The following is a 21,087-nucleotide window of genomic DNA, read 5'->3' as shown; positions in this document are numbered from 1 at the left end:
GCATGAGGACCTTCGGACATGTGCTGACGGCGATGATTACTCCTTTTCATGAAGATGGCGCAGTAGATTATAAAGCGGCGGCGGAAATCGCAAAGTATCTTATTGCTCATGGTTCGGACGGCTTGGTTGTCGCAGGCAGCACGGGAGAAGCGGCTACGATGACGCTGGACGAAAAGCTGCGCTTATTTGAAGTGGTTTTAGAGGCCGTAGGGGATCGAGCGACTATTATTGGCGGTACTGGCTCCAATGATACGAAAGCCTCTATTGCTGCAACACGGGCGGCGGAGAAAGTAGGCATTCATGGCGCGATGGCGGTCGTGCCTTACTACAACAAGCCGCCCCAAGAAGGCATGTACCAGCATTTCAAGGCGATTGCGGAAAACACTGCGTTGCCGATAGTGCTGTATAATGTTCCTGGACGAACTGGTTCCAACCTTATGCCGGCTACCGTGGCGCGGCTGGCTAAAATTCCCAATATAGCAGCCTTGAAGGAAGCAAGCGGCAATCTGGAGCAGATTGCGGAAGTAGTACGGCAAACGCCGGAGGACTTTTTAGTGTACAGCGGCGATGACAGCCTGACCTTGCCTGTGCTGTCTGTTGGCGGCTGTGGAATTATCAGCGTGGCTGCTCACCTGGTGGGCGAGCGGATGCAAGAGATGATTGCCGCTTTTTATGCGGGGAATAAGGAAGAGGCAATGCGGATTCATGGCGAATTGCTGCCGATTTTTCGACTAATGTTTATTACGACCAATCCGATTCCGGTGAAAACAGCCGTCAATTTGCTGGGCTTGCCGGGCGGACAATTTCGACTGCCCATGGTAGAACCGAGCGAAGGAGAATTGCTGCATATTCGCCAAGGTTTGACGGCGGTAGGGCTGCTTGGGTAAGGTATTCAAGGAAGGAAGTACTACGTGGAGTTTGTAGCTATTGATTTTGAAACTGCAAATCGAGACGCAGCCAGCGCTTGCGCCTTGGGACTGGCGATTGTCAAAGACGGAAAGATAACGGCGAAACGTCACTGGTTAATTCGGCCGCCGCAGGACTATTTTCGTGCTGATTTTACGGCCATTCATGGTATAACGGCCGCTGCGGTTCGCAACTGTCCAAGCTTTAAGGATATTTGGCCCGAAGTGCGGCCTCTTTTGGAAGGTTCTTGCTTGGCGGCGCATAACGCTCGTTTTGATCGTTCCGTATTGCAGGGATCGTTGGAATACTATGGGCTGGACTTGCCTGCCAAGAGTTTTTTTGTTTGCACTTTGGAATTATCCAGGCAGACTTGGAAACTGCCCAAAAACAATTTGGCCGCTGTGGCAAGCCATTTAGATCTGCCTCTGCAGCATCATCAGGCAGAGAGTGACGCCTTGGCTTGCGCCGGAATTCTTTTGCGGGCTGCTGATTATTGGCAATGCGCATCAATGGATGCGTTGATTGACAAAACAGGTCTGCGGCGTATTTTTTAAAAAATGTTACAAAAATGTCCTGGCTTTTGCGGCCAGGACATTTTTTGCGCTATAGTTGAATCAGCGGAAGAATTCCGCTATAATGGAAAAGACTAGAAGGAACGGCTGCTTTATTGCTCTTCTCGTGATGAACGGCGTGTATCCATTTATAGAATAGAAGAGGAGGTGCATCTTTTTTTGGCCAAACAAAAATTGCAAATTATTCCCTTGGGCGGCTTGGGGGAAATTGGCAAGAATATGACAGTAATTCGTTTCGGAGACGATATTGTTGTAATTGATTGCGGGCTTATGTTCCCTGATGATGATATGCTCGGCATTGATCTTGTTATTCCCGACATTAGCTATTTGCAGGAAAACCGAAACCTTGTGCGCGCCATTGTATTGACTCATGGCCATGAGGATCATATCGGCGCTCTGCCTTATGTGCTCAAGGAACTTAATGTCCCGGTTTACGGAACCCGGTTGACATTAGGAATTTTAGAAGGACGTCTGAAAGAAACGAATGTATCTGCAGCGTCGCTCGTGCCGGTGAAACCCCGCGAACAAATTCAAGTGGGGCCATTTAAAATCGGCTTTTTCAGCATGTGTCACAGCATTGCAGATGCAGTGGGCATTTCGATTAAAACCCCTGTAGGGACCATTGTGCATAGCGGAGATTTCAAGTTTGATCAGACTCCGGTTGATGGCAATGTAGCGGATCTTCATCGTTTAGCTGAATTAGGAGATCAAGGCGTTCTGGTTTTGCTGGCGGACAGTACCAACGCAGAACGTGCTGGACATACGCTTAGCGAACGTACGGTGGGACTTACCTTTGAGGAGGAGTTTCGCAATGCTAAGGGGCGTATCCTGATTGCTACTTTTTCTTCAAACGTGCATCGAATTCAACAGGCCGTAGATACCGCTGCTAAGTATCGCCGCAAAGTGGCAATACTGGGCCGGAGTATGATGAATGTTGTCAACATTGCCATTGAATTGGGGTATTTGCATATTCCGGAAAATGTACTGATTGACATTGAGGAAATCAATAACTATCCGGCAGCGAATCTTGTTGTTATTACAACCGGCAGTCAAGGTGAACCCATGTCTGCGCTGACGCGCATGGCCAGCAATGATCATCGGCAAGTTGAGATCGTTCCAGGAGATACGGTTATTGTTTCCGCTACGCCTATTCCAGGAAATGAAAAGCTAGTTTCTCGCACTATCGATCTCTTATTTCGCCAAGGCGCCAGAGTGGTTTATGAACGTACCTCCGGCATTCATGTATCAGGACATGCCAGCCGGGAAGAGTTGAAGCTGTTGCACAATTTGATTCGACCTAAATTTTTTGTGCCTGTACATGGTGAATATCGGCATCTTATAAAGCATGCTCAGTTGGCTCAGGAGATGGGCATGCCTAAAGAACGGATTTTTGTCGCAGAAAATGGCCAAGTGTTGGAGTTTGGTCCGGAACGTGGCGTGATGGCTGGCAAAGTGACTGCTGGTAAAGTATTGGTAGACGGGTTGGGCGTAGGCGATGTCGGCAATATAGTGCTGCGGGATCGTCGGCAGCTCTCTCAGGACGGTATTCTGATTGTGGTGATTACGATCGATAAGCAATCGGGCACGGTTGTTGCCGGCCCGGATATTGTTTCTCGCGGTTTTGTATACGTGCGAGAGTCGGAAGCTTTAATGGAGACGGCTCGGGAAAAAGTATTGCAGGCTTTGGAACGCTGCGATATGACTGGCGGGACGGAATGGGCAACCATTAAGTCGACCGTCAGAGATTCTATTGGCAAGTTTCTTTATGAAAAAACGCGCCGTCGTCCTATGATTTTACCCCTCATCATGGAGGTATAATGAAGAAGGAACCTTGGCATGCAGTCTCCTTGCGGAGTATGTCAAGGTTTCCTATTTTTCTAGGTAAGGGAGAGGATATCTTGAGCCGTTTTGCAGAGTCCTTAGCGGAAAAACGATTTGTTTTTTTGTCCATTCTTGTAACTTTGGTCCTTTGCGCTTTGGCAGTTGTGTCCTTGTTTTACACGTTTCAAGGTTGAACTGACTGTACGAACAGGAAAAGACTTTCTTGTGTAGAATTGTACGATGGTAGAGGTGAGTATGTTGCGCAATTTGTTGTCCGGGGTGCCAAAGGAAATGCGGTATGAAATTTGGGGCATCCTTTTGGTTGCAATCGCAGGCATAGCTCTTTGCGCGTTAGCGGGACTCAATGTAGGGTCGCTGGGGCAAGCCTTGAAAAAGGTGCAGACCTATCTTTTTGGTTTGGGAGCGTTTGTTCCGCCGCTTTTAGTAGCAGTAATCGGAGCTAGATATATATGGTTGCGAGTGGAAGCCGGTTTTACGTTGCGGTTTGTGGGCTTTGTCGCATCCTATTGGCTTCTCTTAATGCTGGTGCATCATTTGTTGATTCAGCCGGGGCGGGAAATTTTACCGGAAAGTCTGACCGAAGGCGGCGGACTTCTGGGCGGCATGGCTTTATTTTTATTACGAAAATTTATAGGTGTTGATGGCGCTGTCATTTTAATTATAGCTGCGCTATTGTGTACGATTATGGTGACGACGACATGGTCGTTAGGCAAAACCATGCATGTGGCTAAAGATAAGGTGGATACAGGACTGCAGGAAGCAAAGGAAAAAGTGGCGGCTACTTATGAAAAAGCGCAGCAACGGGTTGCTTTATATAATCAGGAACGTGACGCACGCTTTGATTTGGAGCGAGACAGCAGTACTGCCCCGATAGAGAAAATAGTGGAAAATCCTTCCGTGCCAGCTTTTCAAGCGGAGCGTAGCGAGGAAAAACCAGTGAGGACGACGGTTCGGACGCCCAAGGAGCAAGAAGTTCCAAGCACTATCAAAACGGCGACTCCGATCGAGTTGTTTACACCGCGTGAGTTGTCGGCTAACGGCTATCAACTGCCGCCATTGGATTTGATCCGCAAGCCTCGCGCCACAACGAACGCTAATAGCCAAAAGGAAATGAAGGAAAATGCCAAAATTCTTGAAGAAACTATGGCTGATTTTAATGTGGCGGCGCGTATTGTGGAGATTACCCAGGGACCTGCTGTTACCCGTTACGAAATAGAGCCAGCGCCGGGCGTAAAGGTAAGTAAGATCGTTTCTTTAGCAGATGATATTGCATTAAAACTGGCTGCAACAGGCGTGCGTATAGAAGCGCCGATTCCCGGCAAAGCCGCTGTGGGTATTGAAGTGCCCAATCGTCAGGTAACCGGCGTAGCTTTTTGGGAAGTAGTTGAAAGTACATCCTTTCAAAAAGCGGCGTCCTTGTTGACTGTCGGTTTAGGCAAGGATATTGCTGGTCAAATTATTTTGGCGGATTTAGGGAAAATGCCGCATTTGCTAGTAGCGGGAGCTACTGGTTCCGGAAAAAGCGTTTGCATTAACACGATGATTGCCAGTTTGCTTTTTCGCGTTCGGCCGGAAGAAGTAAAGTTAATTTTAGTAGATCCGAAATTTGTAGAACTATCCAAATACAATGGTATTCCGCATCTGCTTGTGCCGGTAGTGACGGATGCTAAAAAGGCTACTGCCGCTCTTAACTGGGCGGTGCAGGAAATGGAACGCCGCTACGCTGTTTTGGCAACGGCGCGAGTGAGGGATTTGGCTTCTTATAATGCCGGCGTCGAGGAAGACAAACGATTGCCGTATATTGTGATTATTATTGATGAATTAGCTGACTTGATGATGGCGGCGCCTGTGGATGTAGAAGACGCTATTTGCCGTTTGGCGCAAAAAGCCCGTGCGGCGGGCCTGCATCTTATTTTGGCGACGCAGCGTCCTTCTGTTGATGTAATCACCGGGACGATTAAGGCGAATATTCCTTCTCGAATTTCTTTTTCCGTATCTTCACAAATTGATTCGCGGACTATTTTGGACATGCCTGGCGCGGAAAAACTGCTTGGGAGGGGCGATATGCTGCTCTATCCGGTAGGTATGGCGAAGCCGCAGCGCGTTCAGGGGGCCTTCCTCGGAGACGATGATATCGAGAAAGTCCTTGATTTTGTGCGGTCACAGCAAGAGGAAGAACCGGAATATAATGAAGAAGTGACCGCTTGCGCCGAAACGTCAAGCGGCATGCCCGCAGATTTGCAACAAGATGAACTATTGCCGGAAGCGGTTCGCTTAGTATTGGAAACCGGTACGGCGTCGGCTTCCATGCTGCAACGCAAATTGCGCGTAGGTCATAGCCGTGCAGGCCGCTTAATGGATATGATGGAAGAGATGCGGATTGTCGGACCTAATATGGGGAGTCGCCCTAGAGACATTCTTATGACGTATGAACAAGCTAAGGAAATGTTGTCAGGGGATACTGCATAAGGCCTAACAAGGATTTGAGATGTGGTGATGAATTTGCACGAAACAATCTCGGTAAAGGACGCTTTAGCGTTGGCGCAGGTTCTGTTTATTGATATGCGCACGCCGGCGGAATTTTCTAAAGGTCATATTCCAGGGGCTTATAACTTGCCCTTATTTGAAAATGAAGAACGCGTGGAAATCGGTACTTTGTATAAACAAGTAGGGCCGGAGCCAGCGAAAAGCCGCGGCCTGGATATTGTGGCGCCCCGGCTTCCTGGCTTGGTACGAACGATTAGTGAATATGCTTCCTTGGGGAAAGAAATTGTAATTTATTGCTGGCGAGGCGGCATGCGTTCAGGATCGGTCGTGTCGGTGCTTGATATGATGGGTATTCATGCGCGTCAGTTACAGGGCGGCTATAAAGCCTATCGCAATTTTGTGTTGGAGCGTCTCAAAAATTTTACCGTTCAATCTAAGGCTGTCGTTTTATGCGGGTCCACAGGGACCGGCAAGACGCAATTACTATATCACTTGGCGCGCTTAGGCGTACCAGTGCTCGATTTAGAGCGCTTGGCCAATCATCGGGGCTCCGTTTTTGGCCATGTAGGCCTAGGCGGCGGCTGTACAGCGCAAAGTTTTGATTCGCTTTTGCTGGCGGAGTTAGAACGGGTAAATCACGGCGATTATTTTGTGGTGGAGTGTGAAAGCAAGCGGATTGGCAATGTGTATTTACCGGAGTGTCTCTATGAAGCGATGCAGGCTGGATATAAAGTTTTGGTGAAGACGCCCCTTGCTTTGAGGGTAAGCCGCCTTTGTGAGGAATATGTTCAGGATAACGATATAGAACAGGTAAAAGCTTTGGTTGTTAGTATAAAGCGCTTGGAAAAGCAGTGTGGCAAACGAAAAATAGCGGAATGGACAAAGCAATTGGAACAAGGAGATTTTTCCAACGTTATTGAAACTTTGCTCAAAGAGTATTATGATCCTATATATGGATATGAGAAGGCAGAGTCAGGCGAGTATGCGTTTTGTGTGGATGCAAGTGATTTTGAAGCTGCAGCAGCAACGTTGACAGCGCATTTAGAAACACTGAGGAGGTAACAACACAATGGCAACGGTAGGTCAGCAACTTTCTGCAGCAAGGGAACAGAGGGGATATTCGATTACCGACGTGGAAAAAGGCACGAGCATTCGTGCTCTTTATATTCAAGCCATTGAGACAGGCGATTATGAAGTGGTGCCTGGAGAAGTGTATTTGAAAGGTTTCATTCGCAATTATGCTACTTTTGTTGGCTTAGATGGCTCGGCCATGGTAGAATTGTACAAGCAAGAGCAGCAGATTACAGCGCCCCTGGAGCCAACGGAAGCGGAGGCGCAAGCAGAGCCTGTTCAAGAAAAGAAGAGCGACGTAGTCTCTCCGATGAGGGAGAACGGTTCCTTTCCGGCCCCGGATCGTGGCGGAAAGTCTATTAGCTGGGTGGCAGGCTTAGCGGTGGTTGCTATTCTAGTAGCAGGATACTGGTGGTGGATGGGAAACTCTGCGCCAGCCGCCGGAGGAGCGCAGCCTCCAGCAGTTTCTAAACAGGCTATAGCTGGCAATGCGTCCCCGGCAAAAACCAGCAGTGCAGATACTGCGCCTGCCAAACAAGCGGGTGTTCATTTGCAGGCTTTATTCCAAGCGGATTGTTGGGTTGACGTCTCTGTGGATGGCAAAAAGATTTTTAATGGTACGGCCCAAAAAGGACAGACGTTACGATGGGATGCAAGCCAAACTGTCCATTTGACTCTGGGGAATGCCGGAGCGGTTCAACTGACCTATAACGGTTCGCCGCAGGCAGCCTTAGGCAAAGCGGGAGAAGTCGTGGAATACGAGTTTACCCAGCAGGGGCCGGTCAAAAAATAGCAAGATGTTTTCGTGTTGAAAAGAAATAGAGGCTAAAATGGAAAAAAACTTTCTTCCTGTTTGCCGTGCCGACATGGAAGCGCGCGGCTGGGATTATGTAGATTTTTTATTTATCAGTGGCGATGCCTATGTAGACCATCCTAGTTTTGGACATGCAATTATTAGTCGTTGGCTGGAGAAACAAGGCTACCGCGTCGCTATTTTGGCGCAGCCGGATTGGCGGAGCGTTAACGCTTTTAAGGAGTTCGGCAAACCGCGTCTTGGCGTTTTGGTTTCTGCGGGAAACCTTGATTCTATGCTCAACAAATATACGGCGGCCAAACGGCTGCGCAGCGAAGATCGCTACGCTCCAGGCGGTAAGGCCGGTTTTCGGCCGGACCGGGCAACGTTGGTATACTGCAGCCGAATCCGGGAAATTTGGAAAGATATTCCGCTGATAATTGGCGGCATTGAGGCTAGTTTGCGTCGCTTTGTGCACTATGATTACTGGGAGAACTCTTTGCGGCGTTCCATTTTAGCGGATAGTCATGCAGATATTCTCATTTATGGCATGGGAGAGAGGCAAATTTCGGAGATTGCGAAACAATTGGAAAGCGGAATTCCAATTTCCCAGATCCGTCAGGTGCCTGGAACTTGTTTTCTTGTTGAGTCACAGGAAGAAGTTTGGGATGCAGTAAAATTGCCTTCCTGGGAAGAATGCCGACAAGACCCTAAAGCTTTTACTAAAGCCGGGGGCTTGCAATTTTTAGAGCAAGATCCTATTCGCGGTAAAACGTTGCTGCAAGAGCAGGAGCGAGGATTTTTGGTGCAAAATCCTCCGGCGATGCCGTTGACAACAGCAGAACTGGATGCTGTATATGATTTGCCGTACATGAGGACATGGCATCCATCGTATGATCAAGCAGGCGGTGTTCCGGCCATTGAAGAAGTTCAGTTCAGCTTGGTTAGTCAGCGCGGCTGTTTTGGAGGCTGCGCTTTTTGTGCCATTACCTCGCATCAGGGGCGCATCATTCAAAGCCGGAGTCATGAATCGCTTTTGAAAGAAGCACGTCTTTTAACGACTCTTCCCGAATTTAAAGGATATATTCATGATGTAGGCGGGCCTACCGCTAATTTTCGGCAGCCGGCGTGTGCGGCACAGTTGGAGCGAGGCGCTTGTCGCGGCAAAAGCTGTCTTTCGCCGGAGCCTTGCGCGCATTTGCAAGCGGACCATCAAGATTACTTGCGGCTGCTGCGCAGCTTGCGACAGCTTCCAGGAATAAAGAAGGTATTCATCCGTTCGGGCATTCGCTATGATTATTTGCTATTAGCCAAGGATCGAGATGAATTTTTACGTGAATTGTGTCAGCATCATGTGAGCGGCCAACTGAAGGTGGCGCCGGAGCATGTTGCGCCTAAGGTTACCCGAATCATGGGCAAATCAAGTAAAGATTGCTACTTGCGCTTTCAAGATGCGTATCGACGTGTAAACCGTGAGTTGGGCAAAGAACAATACCTGGTGCCGTATTTGATGTCTAGCCATCCGGGATGCGGTCTTGCAGAAGCGGTAGAATTGGCGGAATTTCTTCGCGATCAAGGGTATCATCCGGAGCAGGTGCAGGATTTTATTCCGACTCCAGGAAGTTTGTCTACCTGCATGTACTATAGCGGTATTCATCCTTTGACAGGTCAGTCTGTGAAGGTTTGTCGCGATATACACGAAAAAAAACTGCAGCGTGCATTGCTGCAGTTTCGTAATCCGAAGAATCGAGCGTTGGTGCATGAAGCGTTGCTTAAAGCGCGCCGACAGGACCTTGTCGGTTATGAAAGCCGTTGCCTGCTGCGGCCGCTGCCGGGAGAAACGCAAGCTTCGCCGGCAGGGCGCCAAGGAAAAGATTCTCGCGCCAAAGGCGGACATCGTGGCGCAGGCGTGCGTCAGAGCGGTAAAACCGCTAAGGATTCTTCACGGAATCAACGGGCAAAAAGCAGCCGGCATTCGGGAGATAAGAGATAACGAAAGATCAGAGCATTAAGCAGCAAAGTCAAGCCCGCGTCCAGATAGGAACCAAAATAGAACATAATGGGTACAGCGAGAATAATGGCCAGAGCGGAGATAATCAAAGACAGCTTACGTCCCCAGGGCAGCAACTGGGAGATGCCTACACTGGCTGGCAGAAACAGCAAGGCGGAACATAAAGGAACCCAAAAGGTTGCCAACTCCTGCTGGTCTGCAATGGCTTCATAGAGACTGAAAAGGCTGCTGAGACCGAAAAGAAAAAAATAGATGACGATCAGAATCAAACGCAAAGTCAGCTTGGGGTGGATCAGTCGAGATAGAAGCGAAGTTCGTTCCACCTGCTTTTTCTTATGGGGGCTGTTTTTTTGAGGCGGTACCGGAGAAGAACCTTTAGCCAAGTGAATCCCTCCTAGATGTATAAGGAACTTTGACGAAAACGCCGGTTCCTATCAATAAGTTTCGCCTATTATTGTACCATATTTATTCTATTGCGACAGTGGTGCTTTGGAGGAATAAATCCATGAAACGATATGCTCCTATTTTTTTGTTATCTCTTTGCCTGGTAATGGTGGCTTTTGTGGGCAGTCTTTTACTATCCGGGCATGCGGATGAAAAAACAGAAGAGTTTTTACCGGAGTTAATGATCTATACGACATTGCCTGCGGAGACGGTGCAGTCTCTTTTGACGGAGGAAGCCCAAAAACAAGGGCTAAAGCTGCAAGTGCGCTCTTTTAGTACATCCTCTGACTTGTTAAAACAGTTGCAGCAAGAACAGCAATCACCGCAAGCTAGCTTTATTTTGACAGAACGTATGACGCTTTTGCGAGCGAAAAAGGAAAAGCGACTCCAGGAATTTTTGTCGGAAGAAGCGGATCTTGTTTCCGACTCTTTGAAAGATGAAGATGATTTTTGGGTCGGTCTGTGGTATGATCCCTATGTCTTTGTTGTTAATCGGGATGCGGCTAAACAGTGGAAAAGCGTGCCTAATGATTGGGAAGATATCGTGAAGCAAAGCGAGCTTCGCGTGGCTATGACTGATTTTTTGGCGGCAGAAGCGCCGGCGCAGTTGATGGAGCAACTGAGCGAAGTATATGGCAGTCGAGAGTGTCTGGCCTATTTTGCCAAGCTGCATCCTCAAGTAGTGCGGTATGCCAAATTTTTATCAACTCCGGTTCGAATGGCTGGCATGGGAGAAGCGGATTTAGCGATCACTCCTTACAGTGAGGCGGAAAAATATGTGCGCGACCAATTTCCGGTGCAACTTGTCTGGCCGGAACATGGGACAGCCTATATGTTGACAGGGGGCGCTTTGGTTAAAGGCGGTCCGATGCAGAGTGAAGCGAAAAAAATGTTGGATTGGTTGTTGTCCCCTGCATGCGCTCAAAAGCGTGAAGCTATATCTTTATTGGCATTGCCGGCTAATCCGGAAATACAAAAGACTCCGAGGCCGGTTCTTTGGGAGTTGCGTGATGAAGCGCTGCCTGACGGAGCAAGACAAAAACAATTAGAAGATTGGCTGCAGAATATTCGCTTGGGTCTAAAAGCTCCGGAAGGGAATGGAATACGAATGGAGGAACAAAAGAAATGATCAAAGCCGGCTTTGTGAGCTTAGGCTGTGTAAAAAATCTAGTAGATACGGAAGTCATGCTTGGCTTGCTTCAGGATGGCGGCGTAGAATTAATTGATGATCCGGCGGAAGCCGATATTTTAGTTGTCAATACCTGCGGCTTTATTGACGCCGCTAAAGAAGAATCGTTGCAGACCATTTTACAGATGGCGGAATATAAAAAAACGGGACGGTGCCGAGGTCTTATTGTGGCTGGTTGCTTGGGTCAGCGGTATCAGCAAGAGCTTTTGGATGAAATGCCGGAAGTGGATGTCATCTTAGGAACTGCCGCCTGGGGGCGAATCCAGGAAGCGGTGGCGGTAGTTATGGATGGACGTCGAGCTTTGTTTATTGACAGCTTGACCACTCTTTATGACGAAAAAACTCCCCGAATTTCCACCATGCCTTCTTATAGCGCTTATGTTAAAGTGGCCGAAGGCTGCAGCAACTGCTGCACTTACTGCGTGATTCCCAGCGTGCGCGGCGCTTTTCGCAGCCGTCCAATCGAATCGGTTGTGGAAGAGGTGCGGCGCCTGGCTCAAAAGGGCGTGAGGGAAATCAATCTGGTGGCGCAGGACACCACTAGCTATGGCAAGGATTTATACGGGCAGCCTAACTTGGTGGCTCTTTTAAGAGAACTGGCCGCTGTTGAAGGCGTGGAATGGATTCGTCTATTGTATTGCTACCCCCGCTATTTTACGGACGAACTGATTGCCTATATGGCCAGTGAACCCAAAATATGCCGTTATGTGGACTTGCCGCTGCAGCATATTCATGACACGGTTTTACAGGCTATGAACCGCAGGGATCGTCAAGCGGATATTGACCTGCTGCTGCAAAAAATCAGGCAGGCTATGCCGGATGTAGTGCTGCGCACCTCTTTTATCGTTGGTTTTCCTGGGGAAACGGAAGAGCAATTTGCTTTTCTGGAACAGTGGATGGAAACAGCGCGCTTTGATCATGTGGGCGTGTTTACGTATTCACAGGAAGAAGGTACCGTAGCGGGCGCTATGGAAGAGCAAGTGCTGGATGAGGTGAAACAGGAACGCTATCATCGGTTAATGGCGCTGCAGAGCAAGATTTCAGAGGAAATAAACCGTTCTTTGGAGGGACGGGAGTTGGAAGTCATTGTTACCGGACTGGATGAAACGCGTCCGGAGGTGATTTTAGCTCGTTCTTATCGAGAAGCGCCGGATGTGGATGGACAGATTTATGTGGAGACCTCCGGGCAAGAAGGGCTAAAAGTGGGAGATTCCCTCAAAGTGCGCATTGCGCAAGGCTTTAGCTACGATTTGGTAGCGGAAATTGTTGATTGAAAAACCTGGGACCATGTAAAGGGGAGATCACGGTGATTGCGGAAATTATCAGTACAGGTACGGAACTTCTTTTGGGCGAAATTGTAAATTCCAACGCAGCCTACATTGCCCAGCGATTAAACGAAGCGGGTATTACTGTACATTATCAGAGTACGGTGGGAGATAATCCGCTGCGGATGGAGGAAGTGCTTAAGCAAGGAATGGCCCGTGCCGAACTGGTGATTACCACAGGCGGTCTGGGACCAACTCAAGGGGATATTACCCGCGAGGTGTCCGCGGCTTTGCTGGGTTTAGAAATGGTGGAGGACGCGGCTACCGTGGCGCATCTGCAGACGTTTTTCCGCCAGCGAAAGCTTCCTATGGCGGAAAGCAATCTGCGTCAAGCGCAACTGCCTGTGGGGGCGATCATTCTGCCCAACTGTTGCGGGACGGCGCCTGGAAGTATCTTGGAGCATGCCCAGGGGGTTTTGATTAATTTGCCTGGGCCGCCTGTGGAGATGCAGGCCATGTTGGAGCAGCAGGTGCTACCGTGGCTGAAAAACTACCGGCCGACGTTAGGATGTATCCGCTCACGCATATTCCGGTGCGTAGGTATTGGGGAATCGCTGCTGGAAGAAAAATTGATGGATTTAGTTCTGTCTCAGGGAAATCCAACAGTAGCTTTTTTGGCTCGCAGCGGCGAAATGTTGGTGCGCCTGACGGCGCAGGGCGAAACGGAAGAAGCGGCGTTGCAGCTTATGGAGCCTTGGAGTACGCAGATTCGCGAACGACTGGGCGATGCTGTCATTAGCGATGACGACGCGACACTGGAAGAAGTAGTCGGCCGAGAGCTCCTGAAAAAGGGTTGGACGTTGGCGACGGCGGAATCTTGCACAGCAGGCATGGTTGCGGCTAGGGTAGCCAATGTGCCTGGCTCATCCGCGTATCTGGCGGGTGGTATTGTAGCTTATGACAACCGGATTAAGCAGGAGCTGTTGGCGGTGCCGGAATCTTTGCTGCGGGATTTTGGCGCGGTGAGCGTACAGACAGCGGAAGCTATGGCTATTGGCGCTCGTAAAGCTTGCGGCGTTGAAGTAGCTTTGGCCACAACTGGGATTGCCGGTCCTGACGGAGGCAGCGAGGCCAAACCGGTTGGTCTGGTGCACATGGCGGTTGTTGGGCCATGGGGGATTTGGCAGGAAGAGGGACGTTTTTATGGGGGCCGTCAACAGATTCGCAGCCATGCGACGGCCCGGGCCCTAGCATTGCTGGTGCGATATTTGCGCCAGTTTGAAGCGAAAAAGGATCAGGTTAAAGAAACGACGTAATGGGTTGTTTGTTTATAAAATAGGAGGAATTTATTTTGGAAGAAAAAAACGTAAATTTTGAAGAACTAGGTATTAGCAAGAAAGTATTGAGCGCGTTGAGCGCGATGGGCTTTGAGGCTCCTTCGCCGATTCAGAGCGAAACCATTCCGCATGTGCTGAGCGGCAAGGACATTATCGGCCAGGCGCAGACCGGCACTGGTAAAACCGCTGCTTTTGGCATCCCGTTGGTAGAAAAAGTTACTCCCGATAAGGCGGTGCAAGCGTTAGTGCTGACCCCGACGCGGGAACTGGCAATTCAGGTCGCCGAAGAAATTGCCAATATCGGCAAACTCAAGCGGGTACGCGTGCTGCCGGTATATGGCGGGCAGCCGATTGATCGTCAGATTCGCGCAATTCGTGCGGGCGCTCAAATTGTGATTGGCACCCCGGGACGTCTGCTGGATCATATTCGCCGCCAGACATTGCGTTTGGATAAAGTGCAGATGGTTGTAATGGATGAAGCGGACGAAATGCTGGATATGGGCTTTGTCGAGGATATTGAGTCGATCTTGTCCCATACGCCGGAGGAATCGCGGCAAACGTTGCTTTTCTCGGCGACGATGCCTGCAGCTATCGCTTCATTGGCCAAACGCTATATGAAAGATCCTTTTACCGTAACCATTAGCCGTGAACAGCTGACTGTACCGGCTATTGAACAGTTTTATTATGAAACAAGAGATAAACTGGAAGCTTTATGTCGAGTTCTTGACTTGGAAGAAACCGGCAAAAGCATCGTTTTCTGCCGCACGAAAAAAGGCGTGGACGATTTAGTGGCCTCCTTGCAGACGCGGGGATATCTTGTAGACGGTCTCCATGGCGATCTCAGCCAAAATCAGCGTGACCGCGTTATGAAACAGGTGCGCATTGGCAAGCTGGACATTTTGGTGGCTACCGACGTGGCGGCGCGCGGTATCGATATTGACGATATTACTCATGTTATTAACTATGACATCCCGCAGGATCACGAATCCTATGTGCATCGCATCGGCCGTACGGGACGCGCCGGACGGACAGGAGTGGCGCTGACCTTTATTAATCCCCGCGAATTCCGTCAGCTAAAGAGCATCGAACGGGCAACGCACAGCCGTTTGGTACGCCGGGCCGTGCCTAGCGCGTCCGATGTATTGAAACGTCACGAAGAAACGCTTAAGGAACGACTGGCTACCTTGATTTCTCGCGGCAATCTTGACGAGTATGTCTCAATTGTTGAAGAAATGGCTGAACGTTACGATGCAGTCGATGTCGCTGCAGCAGCCATGAAGTTGGCGCAAGAAGGCTTCAAATTGGTGGAAGAAACGCCGGTTATCACGGAAAATCCCGAGGGTATGGTACGACTCTTTTTAAATGTCGGCCGGGCTCAGAATATCCGTCCTGAAGATATTGTAAGGGCGATTGCCACGGAAGCTGATATTCCTGGAAAAGTCATTGGTATGATCAACATCTACGACCGTTTCACTTTTGTAGAAGTGCCTCAGAATATGGCGGAACGGGTTATGGCAGTCATGCACAAGGGCACCATTAAGGGCTATCAGGTTAATGTGGAACCTGCTAAAGGAAAACGGTAAGCATTTGTTATATAAAGGCTGCGGAAGACGCTGGATGGCGTTTTTCGCAGTTCTTTTTTTGCGGTCGCTCCTTGACTTTCCGAACCTTTGTTTGGTAAAATAAAAGAGGAAAAATGAAGGGGGCGGAACAATGGAGCGACAGAATGCGGATAAGATGCGGGCGTTAGAGCAAGCGGTCAAACAGATTGAAAAAGATTTCGGCAAAGGCTCGATTATGAAGCTTGGCGAGGCCGCCGCGAAGATGAACGTAGAAGTAATTCCCACAGGCGCATTGTCCTTAGATGTCGCCCTTGGCGTAGGCGGTGTGCCTCGGGGACGTGTTGTGGAAATTTACGGACCGGAGTCGTCTGGTAAAACTACGGTTGCCTTACATATGATTGCAGAGGCGCAGCGTTTAGGCGGCGTAGCCGCGTTCGTTGACGCCGAGCATGCACTTGATCCAGTATATGCTCGCAAGTTGGGCGTGGACATTGACAACTTGCTAATTTCACAGCCGGATAACGGGGAACAGGCGCTGGAAATTACCGATGCCTTGGTGCGCAGTTCCGCTATTGATATTATTGTTATCGATTCGGTGGCCGCATTGGTACCCAAAGCGGAAATTGAAGGGGAAATGGGCGACTCCCATGTGGGGCTCCAGGCTCGCCTGATGTCACAGGCCATGCGAAAATTGACTGGCGCTATCAGCAAATCTCGCTGTACGGCGGTTTTTATTAACCAGATTCGGGAAAAAGTCGGAGTTATGTTTGGCAATCCGGAAACAACGACAGGCGGTCGGGCTTTGAAGTTTTACGCTACCGTACGTCTGGACGTGCGGCGTATTGACAGCGTTAAGCAAGGCAACGATATTATCGGCAATCGCACTCGGGTTAAGGTTGTAAAAAACAAAGTGGCGCCGCCGTTCCGACAGGCGGAATTTGATATTGTGTATGGCGAAGGCATATCCAGAGAGGGCATTATCTTAGATATGGCGACCGATTTGGATATTCTCGAAAAGAGCGGTTCCTGGTATTCGTATCAAAGCAATCGGTTGGGGCAAGGCCGGGAAAATATTAAACAATTTTTCAAGGAAAATCCAGCGGTAGCTGATGAAATTGAAGCGCAGATTCGGCAAAAGCTGCTGGGAGGCAGCGCTCCTCTTGAACCGGCGGATGAAGCTAAGGTTACAAAGGTTGCAAAAGAAACAGGGAATGACGAATGAATACGTCCCGTGAGATACTGAAAACGGCGCTGCAGATGTTGCAGCGCCGTTTTTACAGCAAACAAGAATTAGCGGAAAAATTGCGGCGCAAGGGAGCGACGGAAGAAGCGTTACAGGAAGCGCTGACGCAATTGGAAGAGTGGAACTACTTAAATGATCAGCGCCTTTGTAAACGCCAAGTGCTTCTGAAGGTGCAAGAAGGACGCTATGGGCGGCTGCGTATTGAACAGATTCTCCGGCAGAAAGGCTTTGCTGGAGAGGATGTAGCGGAAGCTTGGGCAGTGCAGGAGGATGAATTGCCTGCTGAAGAGGAGCGGGCTTTGCAGTTATTACAAAGACGTTTTCGTTCCCGTGGCGAGGAGGAACAACGGCTAATGCGCTTTTTATGGCAAAGAGGTTTTTCGGTGTCTGTAGCGCGAAGAGCAGTGGCTTTGTACTTGGCGGACAACGGGGCGTCTTCTTGACACTGTTGTAAAAACCAAGTAAAATAAAATCGTTAACTCGCCAGAGGTTGACAACATCCATACGGTCATTTCCTTGCCGAGATGTCGGGGGGATGCTTAGGTTTGTTGATGCAAAAGCCGAGTGATAGCTCGGCTTTTCCTTTATGCATAACAAGAGGTCTCATAATGCGTCTCGGCATGGAGAACGATGCCGTACTACAGATGAACTAGAGCCATATGAAGCACTTATAAAAAAAGGAGGTGTCGAGTTATTATCGAAGTAATTGCAGCAGCCGTTGTCATGGGAGCAGTCGGAGTTGGAGCGGGATATTGGATTCGGAAAAGTACCGCAGAAGCCAAGATTGCCTCAGCAGAGGAAGCGGCGCGGAAAATTGTAGACGAAGCCGAACGGACCGGAGAAGCGCGGAAGAAGGAAGCTTTGGTGGAAGCCAAGGAGGAAATTCATCGTTTGCGCGTGGAAATGGAACGAGAAGGCAAAGAACGTCGTGGCGAATTGCAGCGTCTGGAACGTCGTTTGGTTCAGAAGGAAGAAAATCTGGATCGAAAAATGGATGCTGTAGAAAAAAAAGAAGAAGTTTTGGGCCGTAAAGAAGGCGAAGTGGAACGCGTTCAGGAAAAAATTAATGCGGTCTATGAAAAGCAGTTGGCGGAATTGGAGCGTCTTTCCGGCATGTCGTCGGAAGAGGCGCGTACGTTGTTGCTGGCTCGGGCACAAGAAGAAATTCGTCATGAAACAGCTATTATGATCAAAGAACTGGAACAGCAGGCGAAAGAAGAAGCCGATAAGAAGGCGCGGGAAATCGTGTCAGCGGCGATTCAACGCTGTGCAGCCGATCATGTTGCGGAAACCACGGTTTCTGTAGTGGCCTTGCCTAATGATGAAATGAAGGGTCGCATTATTGGCCGGGAAGGCCGGAATATTCGTACATTGGAAACGTTGACAGGCATTGATTTGATTATTGATGACACGCCGGAAGCGGTTATCCTTTCCGGTTTTGATCCGGTACGCAGGGAAGTTGCCCGCTTAGCGTTGGAAAAGCTGATTACCGACGGTCGTATCCATCCGGCGCGGATTGAAGAGATGGTGGAAAAAGCGCAGAAGGAAGTTGAACAGCGCATTAAAGAAGCCGGTGAACAAGCTACCTTTGAGACCGGCGTTCATGGTTTGCATCCTGAAATCATTCGGCTCTTGGGCCGTTTGAAATATCGTACCAGCTATGGACAGAATGTTCTTAAACATTCGATTGAAGTATCTCACTTGGCCGGCGTTATGGCTGCTGAGCTGGGTGTGGATGTCATGCTGGCGAAACGGGCCGGTTTGCTCCATGACCTAGGAAAAGCAGTGGACCATGAAATGGAAGGGTCCCATGTTACCATTGGCGGCGATTTGGCGAAGAAATATCGTGAGTCACCAGAAGTGGTTAACTCCATCTTGGCGCATCATGGCGATGAAGAACCGCGCACAGTACAAGCTGTACTTGTCGCGGCGGCGGACGCCATTTCAGCGGCTCGTCCGGGCGCCCGCAGGGAAAGCTTGGAAAGCTATCTGAAACGTCTGAGTCGGTTGGAAGAAATCGCGGAGTCCTTTGAGGGCGTAGAAAAATCGTTCGCGATTCAAGCGGGACGCGAAGTGCGCATTATGGTCAAACCTGAAAAGATTGACGATTTAGCTTCGGTTCGCTTAGTACGGGATATTGTCAAACGGATTGAGAACGAACTGGAGTATCCGGGACAGATTAAAGTTACGGTAATTCGAGAAGTTCGTGCGGTTGAATACGCAAAATAATCAAGAAAAGAGAGAAACGACCTTGTCTAAGGTCGTTTCTTTTCCGTCTGCTTTGGTTATTGGCTGCAAGGCGCGCATAGCACGGCAGCAGGAGGGAAATTATGAGTAAAGTAATGCAGGAAGAAGCTTTTCCGGAGGGCGTCAATTTATTGTTTGCTATTTTGACGCGATATCCGGAAATTGGCTATCTTGAGCTAGGGGCGGAAGAACGAGTTCTTCATATGACTTTTTTTGTACAAGAGACTTTGGAGGAAGAACGCGCTCGTGCGCTGGGAGAACTACTATTTGAAAGCGCAACCGCCTATCATCTGCTAGAGGGGTATGTCTATGACGCGATGGAATTTGAATATTCTTTTCATGAAGGCGTGACTTTTTTGACGATTGTCCGCGATCTGAACAGCTTGTCGCGCGGCGAGATTTCCGTGCTGGTGGAAGTGCTGAAGGATCAAGTGGGAGCTGCGTTGGTGGTGGATTATCAGGCGGAACTACCTCCGGGAACAGAGGAATTTCCCGGGGATGAGGAGTATTTGGATGGTTTGTTCCAAAGTATTCGTCGTTTGCCGCCGCAAACCTTGATTGGTATTCGGGAAGAGGGACGCGTGTTGGTATATACGCAGTAAGGAGGCCGTTTTGAAACTTTTCTTTGTTGGTGATATTTGCGGTCGGCCAGGGCGACAGGCGGCGCAGGCTCTTATTCCTAAGCTTCGCCGCGAAATGGATTTGGATTTCGTCATTGCTAATGGGGAAAACGCTGCAGGCGGCGTAGGGTTAACTCCCGACATTTTGCAGGAGTTTTTGCAGCAAGGCGTTGACGTAGTAACAAGCGGCAATCATATCTGGGATAAGCGTGATATTTTCAAATGCATTGATGAGGAGCCGCGGCTTTTGCGCCCGGCTAACTATCCGTCAGGGACTCCTGGGCGAGGCTGGGGCTTGTTTGAAACTCCCTTCGCTCGTATTGCGGTTGTGAACTTAGCAGGCAGGGTATACATGCCGCCGGTGGATTGTCCATTTCGCGCGGCTGACGATGTGTTGCGCCAGATCGGCGGTAAGGCGGATTTGATTGTTGTCGAAATGCATGCTGAAGCGACTTCGGAAAAAAAAGCGTTAGGATACTATTTGGATGGGCGAGTAGCTTGCGTGGTGGGAACGCATACGCATGTGCAGACTGCAGATGAACAGATACTGCCCCAAGGTACGGTCTATTTAAGCGATTTGGGCATGACCGGGGCGGAGGAGTCCATTCTTGGAATGGACAAGGATATTGTATTGCAAAAGTTTCTGACCGGACTGCCGGTGCGTTTTGAAGTTGCTTCCGGAAGCGCTTCTTTATGTGGATTTTATGTAGACTTTGATTTACGACGGAAGTCCGTCCGTGAATTCCGACGAATCAAGGAAACCTTATAATTTGCGCTTGTTAAAATTGTTTGAATTTTTTTCTGTAAGAAAAAGGATTTTCCATTCTAAAACCGAATACCTCCTTTATGTGTACCGAACATCGAGGCTTTATACGACAAAGGAGGTCAACGGAAATGGAAGTGTTAAAAGTATCAGCAAAATCGAATCCTAATTCGGTCGCAGGGGCGCTGGCAGGAGTATTGCGCGAACGCGGCGGTGCGGAAATGCAGGCGATTGGCGCGGGAGCTCTGAACCAGGCTGTTAAAGCGGTTGCCATAGCCAGAGGTTTTGTCGCTCCTCATGGAGTTGATTTAATTTGCATTCCGGCCTTTACCGACATTTTGATTGAAGGGGAAGAGCGGACTGCAATGAAGTTGATTGTAGAGCCGCGCTGAAACAGAGTTCAGAGAAAACCTGTTCATTCGCTGAACAGGTTTCTTATTATGCGCTTCAGCGTGTTGACGAAGGAACGTCGGAAACAAAAAACCACCCGTTAAACGGGTGGAGATAAAAAGTTAAACAAAAAGAAATTCACCAACTGCTATACTGATGAGTGTTCAAGCCATCAGAAAGAAGAAAGCAGGTGAATTTCTATGGACAAAAGCTTAGCACACACAAAATGGATGTGCAAGTATCACGTAGTATTTACGCCCAAGTATAGGAGAAAAATCATCTATAACCAACTAAAAGTAGATATCAGAGATATCTTAAAAGCGTTGTGCAAATATAAGGGTGTAG

Annotated in this window: 19 protein-coding genes; 18 read left to right on the top strand and 1 reads right to left on the bottom strand. The window is 49.2% G+C overall.

The window, feature by feature from the left end; translation table 11 throughout:
* The first annotated feature begins 2 nt into the window (after nt 1–2).
* From dapA to C508_RS0115215, 7 genes are all read left to right on the top strand, one after another.
* A complete protein-coding gene (dapA, locus tag C508_RS0115250) occupies nt 3–887 on the top strand; it encodes a 4-hydroxy-tetrahydrodipicolinate synthase (protein WP_018704437.1) in 885 nt (294 codons plus the stop codon).
* 24 nt (nt 888–911) lie between these two features.
* Nucleotides 912–1,460: a 3'-5' exonuclease gene (locus C508_RS18875; protein WP_018704436.1), complete on the top strand. Its 549-nt coding sequence runs from the start codon at nt 912–914 to the stop codon at nt 1,458–1,460.
* A 177-nt stretch (nt 1,461–1,637) separates the two neighbouring features.
* The gene (locus C508_RS0115240; RefSeq protein ID WP_018704435.1) at nt 1,638–3,296 is read left to right on the top strand and encodes a ribonuclease J; all 1,659 of its coding nucleotides are present in this window, start codon (nt 1,638–1,640) and stop codon (nt 3,294–3,296) included.
* Between the two features lie 258 nt (nt 3,297–3,554).
* Complete coding sequence (locus C508_RS0115230; protein WP_018704433.1) at nt 3,555–5,789, top strand: FtsK/SpoIIIE family DNA translocase; 2,235 nt, start codon at nt 3,555–3,557, stop codon at nt 5,787–5,789.
* Between the two features lie 27 nt (nt 5,790–5,816).
* On the top strand, nt 5,817–6,869 hold the full coding sequence (mnmH, locus tag C508_RS0115225; RefSeq protein WP_018704432.1) for a tRNA 2-selenouridine(34) synthase MnmH: 1,053 nt from the start codon (nt 5,817–5,819) through the stop codon (nt 6,867–6,869).
* A gap of 7 nt (nt 6,870–6,876) precedes the next feature.
* The gene (locus tag C508_RS0115220; RefSeq protein WP_018704431.1) at nt 6,877–7,671 is read left to right on the top strand and encodes a RodZ domain-containing protein; all 795 of its coding nucleotides are present in this window, start codon (nt 6,877–6,879) and stop codon (nt 7,669–7,671) included.
* 37 nt (nt 7,672–7,708) lie between these two features.
* Nucleotides 7,709–9,664: a YgiQ family radical SAM protein gene (locus tag C508_RS0115215; RefSeq protein ID WP_018704430.1), complete on the top strand. Its 1,956-nt coding sequence runs from the start codon at nt 7,709–7,711 to the stop codon at nt 9,662–9,664.
* Here C508_RS0115215 and C508_RS0115210 read toward each other — a convergent pair.
* On the bottom strand, nt 9,622–10,065 hold the full coding sequence (locus C508_RS0115210; protein WP_018704429.1) for a hypothetical protein: 444 nt from the start codon (nt 10,063–10,065) through the stop codon (nt 9,622–9,624). The two genes, C508_RS0115215 and C508_RS0115210, sit on opposite strands and share 43 nt — an antisense overlap.
* 122 nt (nt 10,066–10,187) lie before the next feature.
* On the opposite strand from C508_RS0115210, the gene C508_RS18870 reads away from it, so the two are divergent.
* From C508_RS18870 to C508_RS18855, 11 genes are all read left to right on the top strand, one after another.
* A complete protein-coding gene (locus C508_RS18870) occupies nt 10,188–11,255 on the top strand; it encodes an ABC transporter substrate-binding protein (RefSeq protein WP_018704428.1) in 1,068 nt (355 codons plus the stop codon).
* A complete protein-coding gene (gene rimO / locus C508_RS0115200) occupies nt 11,252–12,589 on the top strand; it encodes a 30S ribosomal protein S12 methylthiotransferase RimO (protein WP_018704427.1) in 1,338 nt (445 codons plus the stop codon). The genes C508_RS18870 and rimO overlap by 4 nt, the downstream gene beginning before the upstream one ends.
* Before the next feature lie 32 nt (nt 12,590–12,621).
* Nucleotides 12,622–13,896, top strand: coding sequence for a competence/damage-inducible protein A (locus C508_RS18865; protein WP_018704426.1), 1,275 nt, complete (start codon nt 12,622–12,624; stop codon nt 13,894–13,896).
* Between the two features lie 35 nt (nt 13,897–13,931).
* Nucleotides 13,932–15,500 (top strand): DEAD/DEAH box helicase, encoded by a 1,569-nt coding sequence (locus C508_RS0115190; RefSeq protein WP_018704425.1) that lies wholly within the window; start codon nt 13,932–13,934, stop codon nt 15,498–15,500.
* Between the two features lie 130 nt (nt 15,501–15,630).
* The gene (gene recA, locus C508_RS0115185) at nt 15,631–16,701 is read left to right on the top strand and encodes a recombinase RecA (protein WP_018704424.1); all 1,071 of its coding nucleotides are present in this window, start codon (nt 15,631–15,633) and stop codon (nt 16,699–16,701) included.
* Complete coding sequence (locus C508_RS18860) at nt 16,698–17,165, top strand: regulatory protein RecX (RefSeq protein WP_018704423.1); 468 nt, start codon at nt 16,698–16,700, stop codon at nt 17,163–17,165. The genes recA and C508_RS18860 overlap by 4 nt, the downstream gene beginning before the upstream one ends.
* A 250-nt stretch (nt 17,166–17,415) precedes the next feature.
* On the top strand, nt 17,416–18,951 hold the full coding sequence (gene rny / locus C508_RS0115175) for a ribonuclease Y (protein ID WP_280641877.1): 1,536 nt from the start codon (nt 17,416–17,418) through the stop codon (nt 18,949–18,951).
* Between the two features lie 101 nt (nt 18,952–19,052).
* Nucleotides 19,053–19,571 carry a hypothetical protein gene (locus tag C508_RS0115165; protein ID WP_018704420.1) on the top strand — a complete coding sequence of 173 codons (519 nt, stop codon included), beginning with the start codon at nt 19,053–19,055 and terminating at the stop codon, nt 19,569–19,571.
* A 10-nt stretch (nt 19,572–19,581) separates the two neighbouring features.
* A complete protein-coding gene (locus tag C508_RS0115160) occupies nt 19,582–20,358 on the top strand; it encodes a TIGR00282 family metallophosphoesterase (RefSeq protein WP_018704419.1) in 777 nt (258 codons plus the stop codon).
* Between the two features lie 125 nt (nt 20,359–20,483).
* A complete protein-coding gene (locus tag C508_RS0115155) occupies nt 20,484–20,744 on the top strand; it encodes a stage V sporulation protein S (protein ID WP_018704418.1) in 261 nt (86 codons plus the stop codon).
* 198 nt (nt 20,745–20,942) lie between these two features.
* Nucleotides 20,943–21,087, top strand: a 145-nt coding sequence (locus C508_RS18855) for a transposase (protein WP_018704417.1), incomplete at its 3' end; no start/stop codon positions are given.

The sequence above is a fragment of the Anaeromusa acidaminophila DSM 3853 genome (genome assembly GCF_000374545.1).
In the GTDB taxonomy this organism is placed as follows: domain Bacteria; phylum Bacillota; class Negativicutes; order Anaeromusales; family Anaeromusaceae; genus Anaeromusa; species Anaeromusa acidaminophila.
Note: the sequence above shows the minus strand (reverse complement) of the source record. Positions and strands in the feature narration are given on the sequence as shown.

Coding starts and splice junctions, on each gene's coding strand:
- C508_RS0115155 (WP_018704418.1), top strand. CDS start 20,484: ATGGAAGTGTTAAAAGTATCAGCAAAATCGAATCCTAATTCGGTCGCA.
- C508_RS0115220 (WP_018704431.1), top strand. CDS start 6,877: ATGGCAACGGTAGGTCAGCAACTTTCTGCAGCAAGGGAACAGAGGGGA.
- dapA (WP_018704437.1), top strand. CDS start 3: ATGAGGACCTTCGGACATGTGCTGACGGCGATGATTACTCCTTTTCAT.
- mnmH (WP_018704432.1), top strand. CDS start 5,817: ATGAATTTGCACGAAACAATCTCGGTAAAGGACGCTTTAGCGTTGGCG.
- C508_RS0115165 (WP_018704420.1), top strand. CDS start 19,053: ATGAGTAAAGTAATGCAGGAAGAAGCTTTTCCGGAGGGCGTCAATTTA.
- C508_RS0115215 (WP_018704430.1), top strand. CDS start 7,709: ATGGAAAAAAACTTTCTTCCTGTTTGCCGTGCCGACATGGAAGCGCGC.
- recA (WP_018704424.1), top strand. CDS start 15,631: ATGGAGCGACAGAATGCGGATAAGATGCGGGCGTTAGAGCAAGCGGTC.
- C508_RS0115230 (WP_018704433.1), top strand. CDS start 3,555: ATGTTGCGCAATTTGTTGTCCGGGGTGCCAAAGGAAATGCGGTATGAA.
- C508_RS18860 (WP_018704423.1), top strand. CDS start 16,698: ATGAATACGTCCCGTGAGATACTGAAAACGGCGCTGCAGATGTTGCAG.
- rimO (WP_018704427.1), top strand. CDS start 11,252: ATGATCAAAGCCGGCTTTGTGAGCTTAGGCTGTGTAAAAAATCTAGTA.
- C508_RS18870 (WP_018704428.1), top strand. CDS start 10,188: ATGAAACGATATGCTCCTATTTTTTTGTTATCTCTTTGCCTGGTAATG.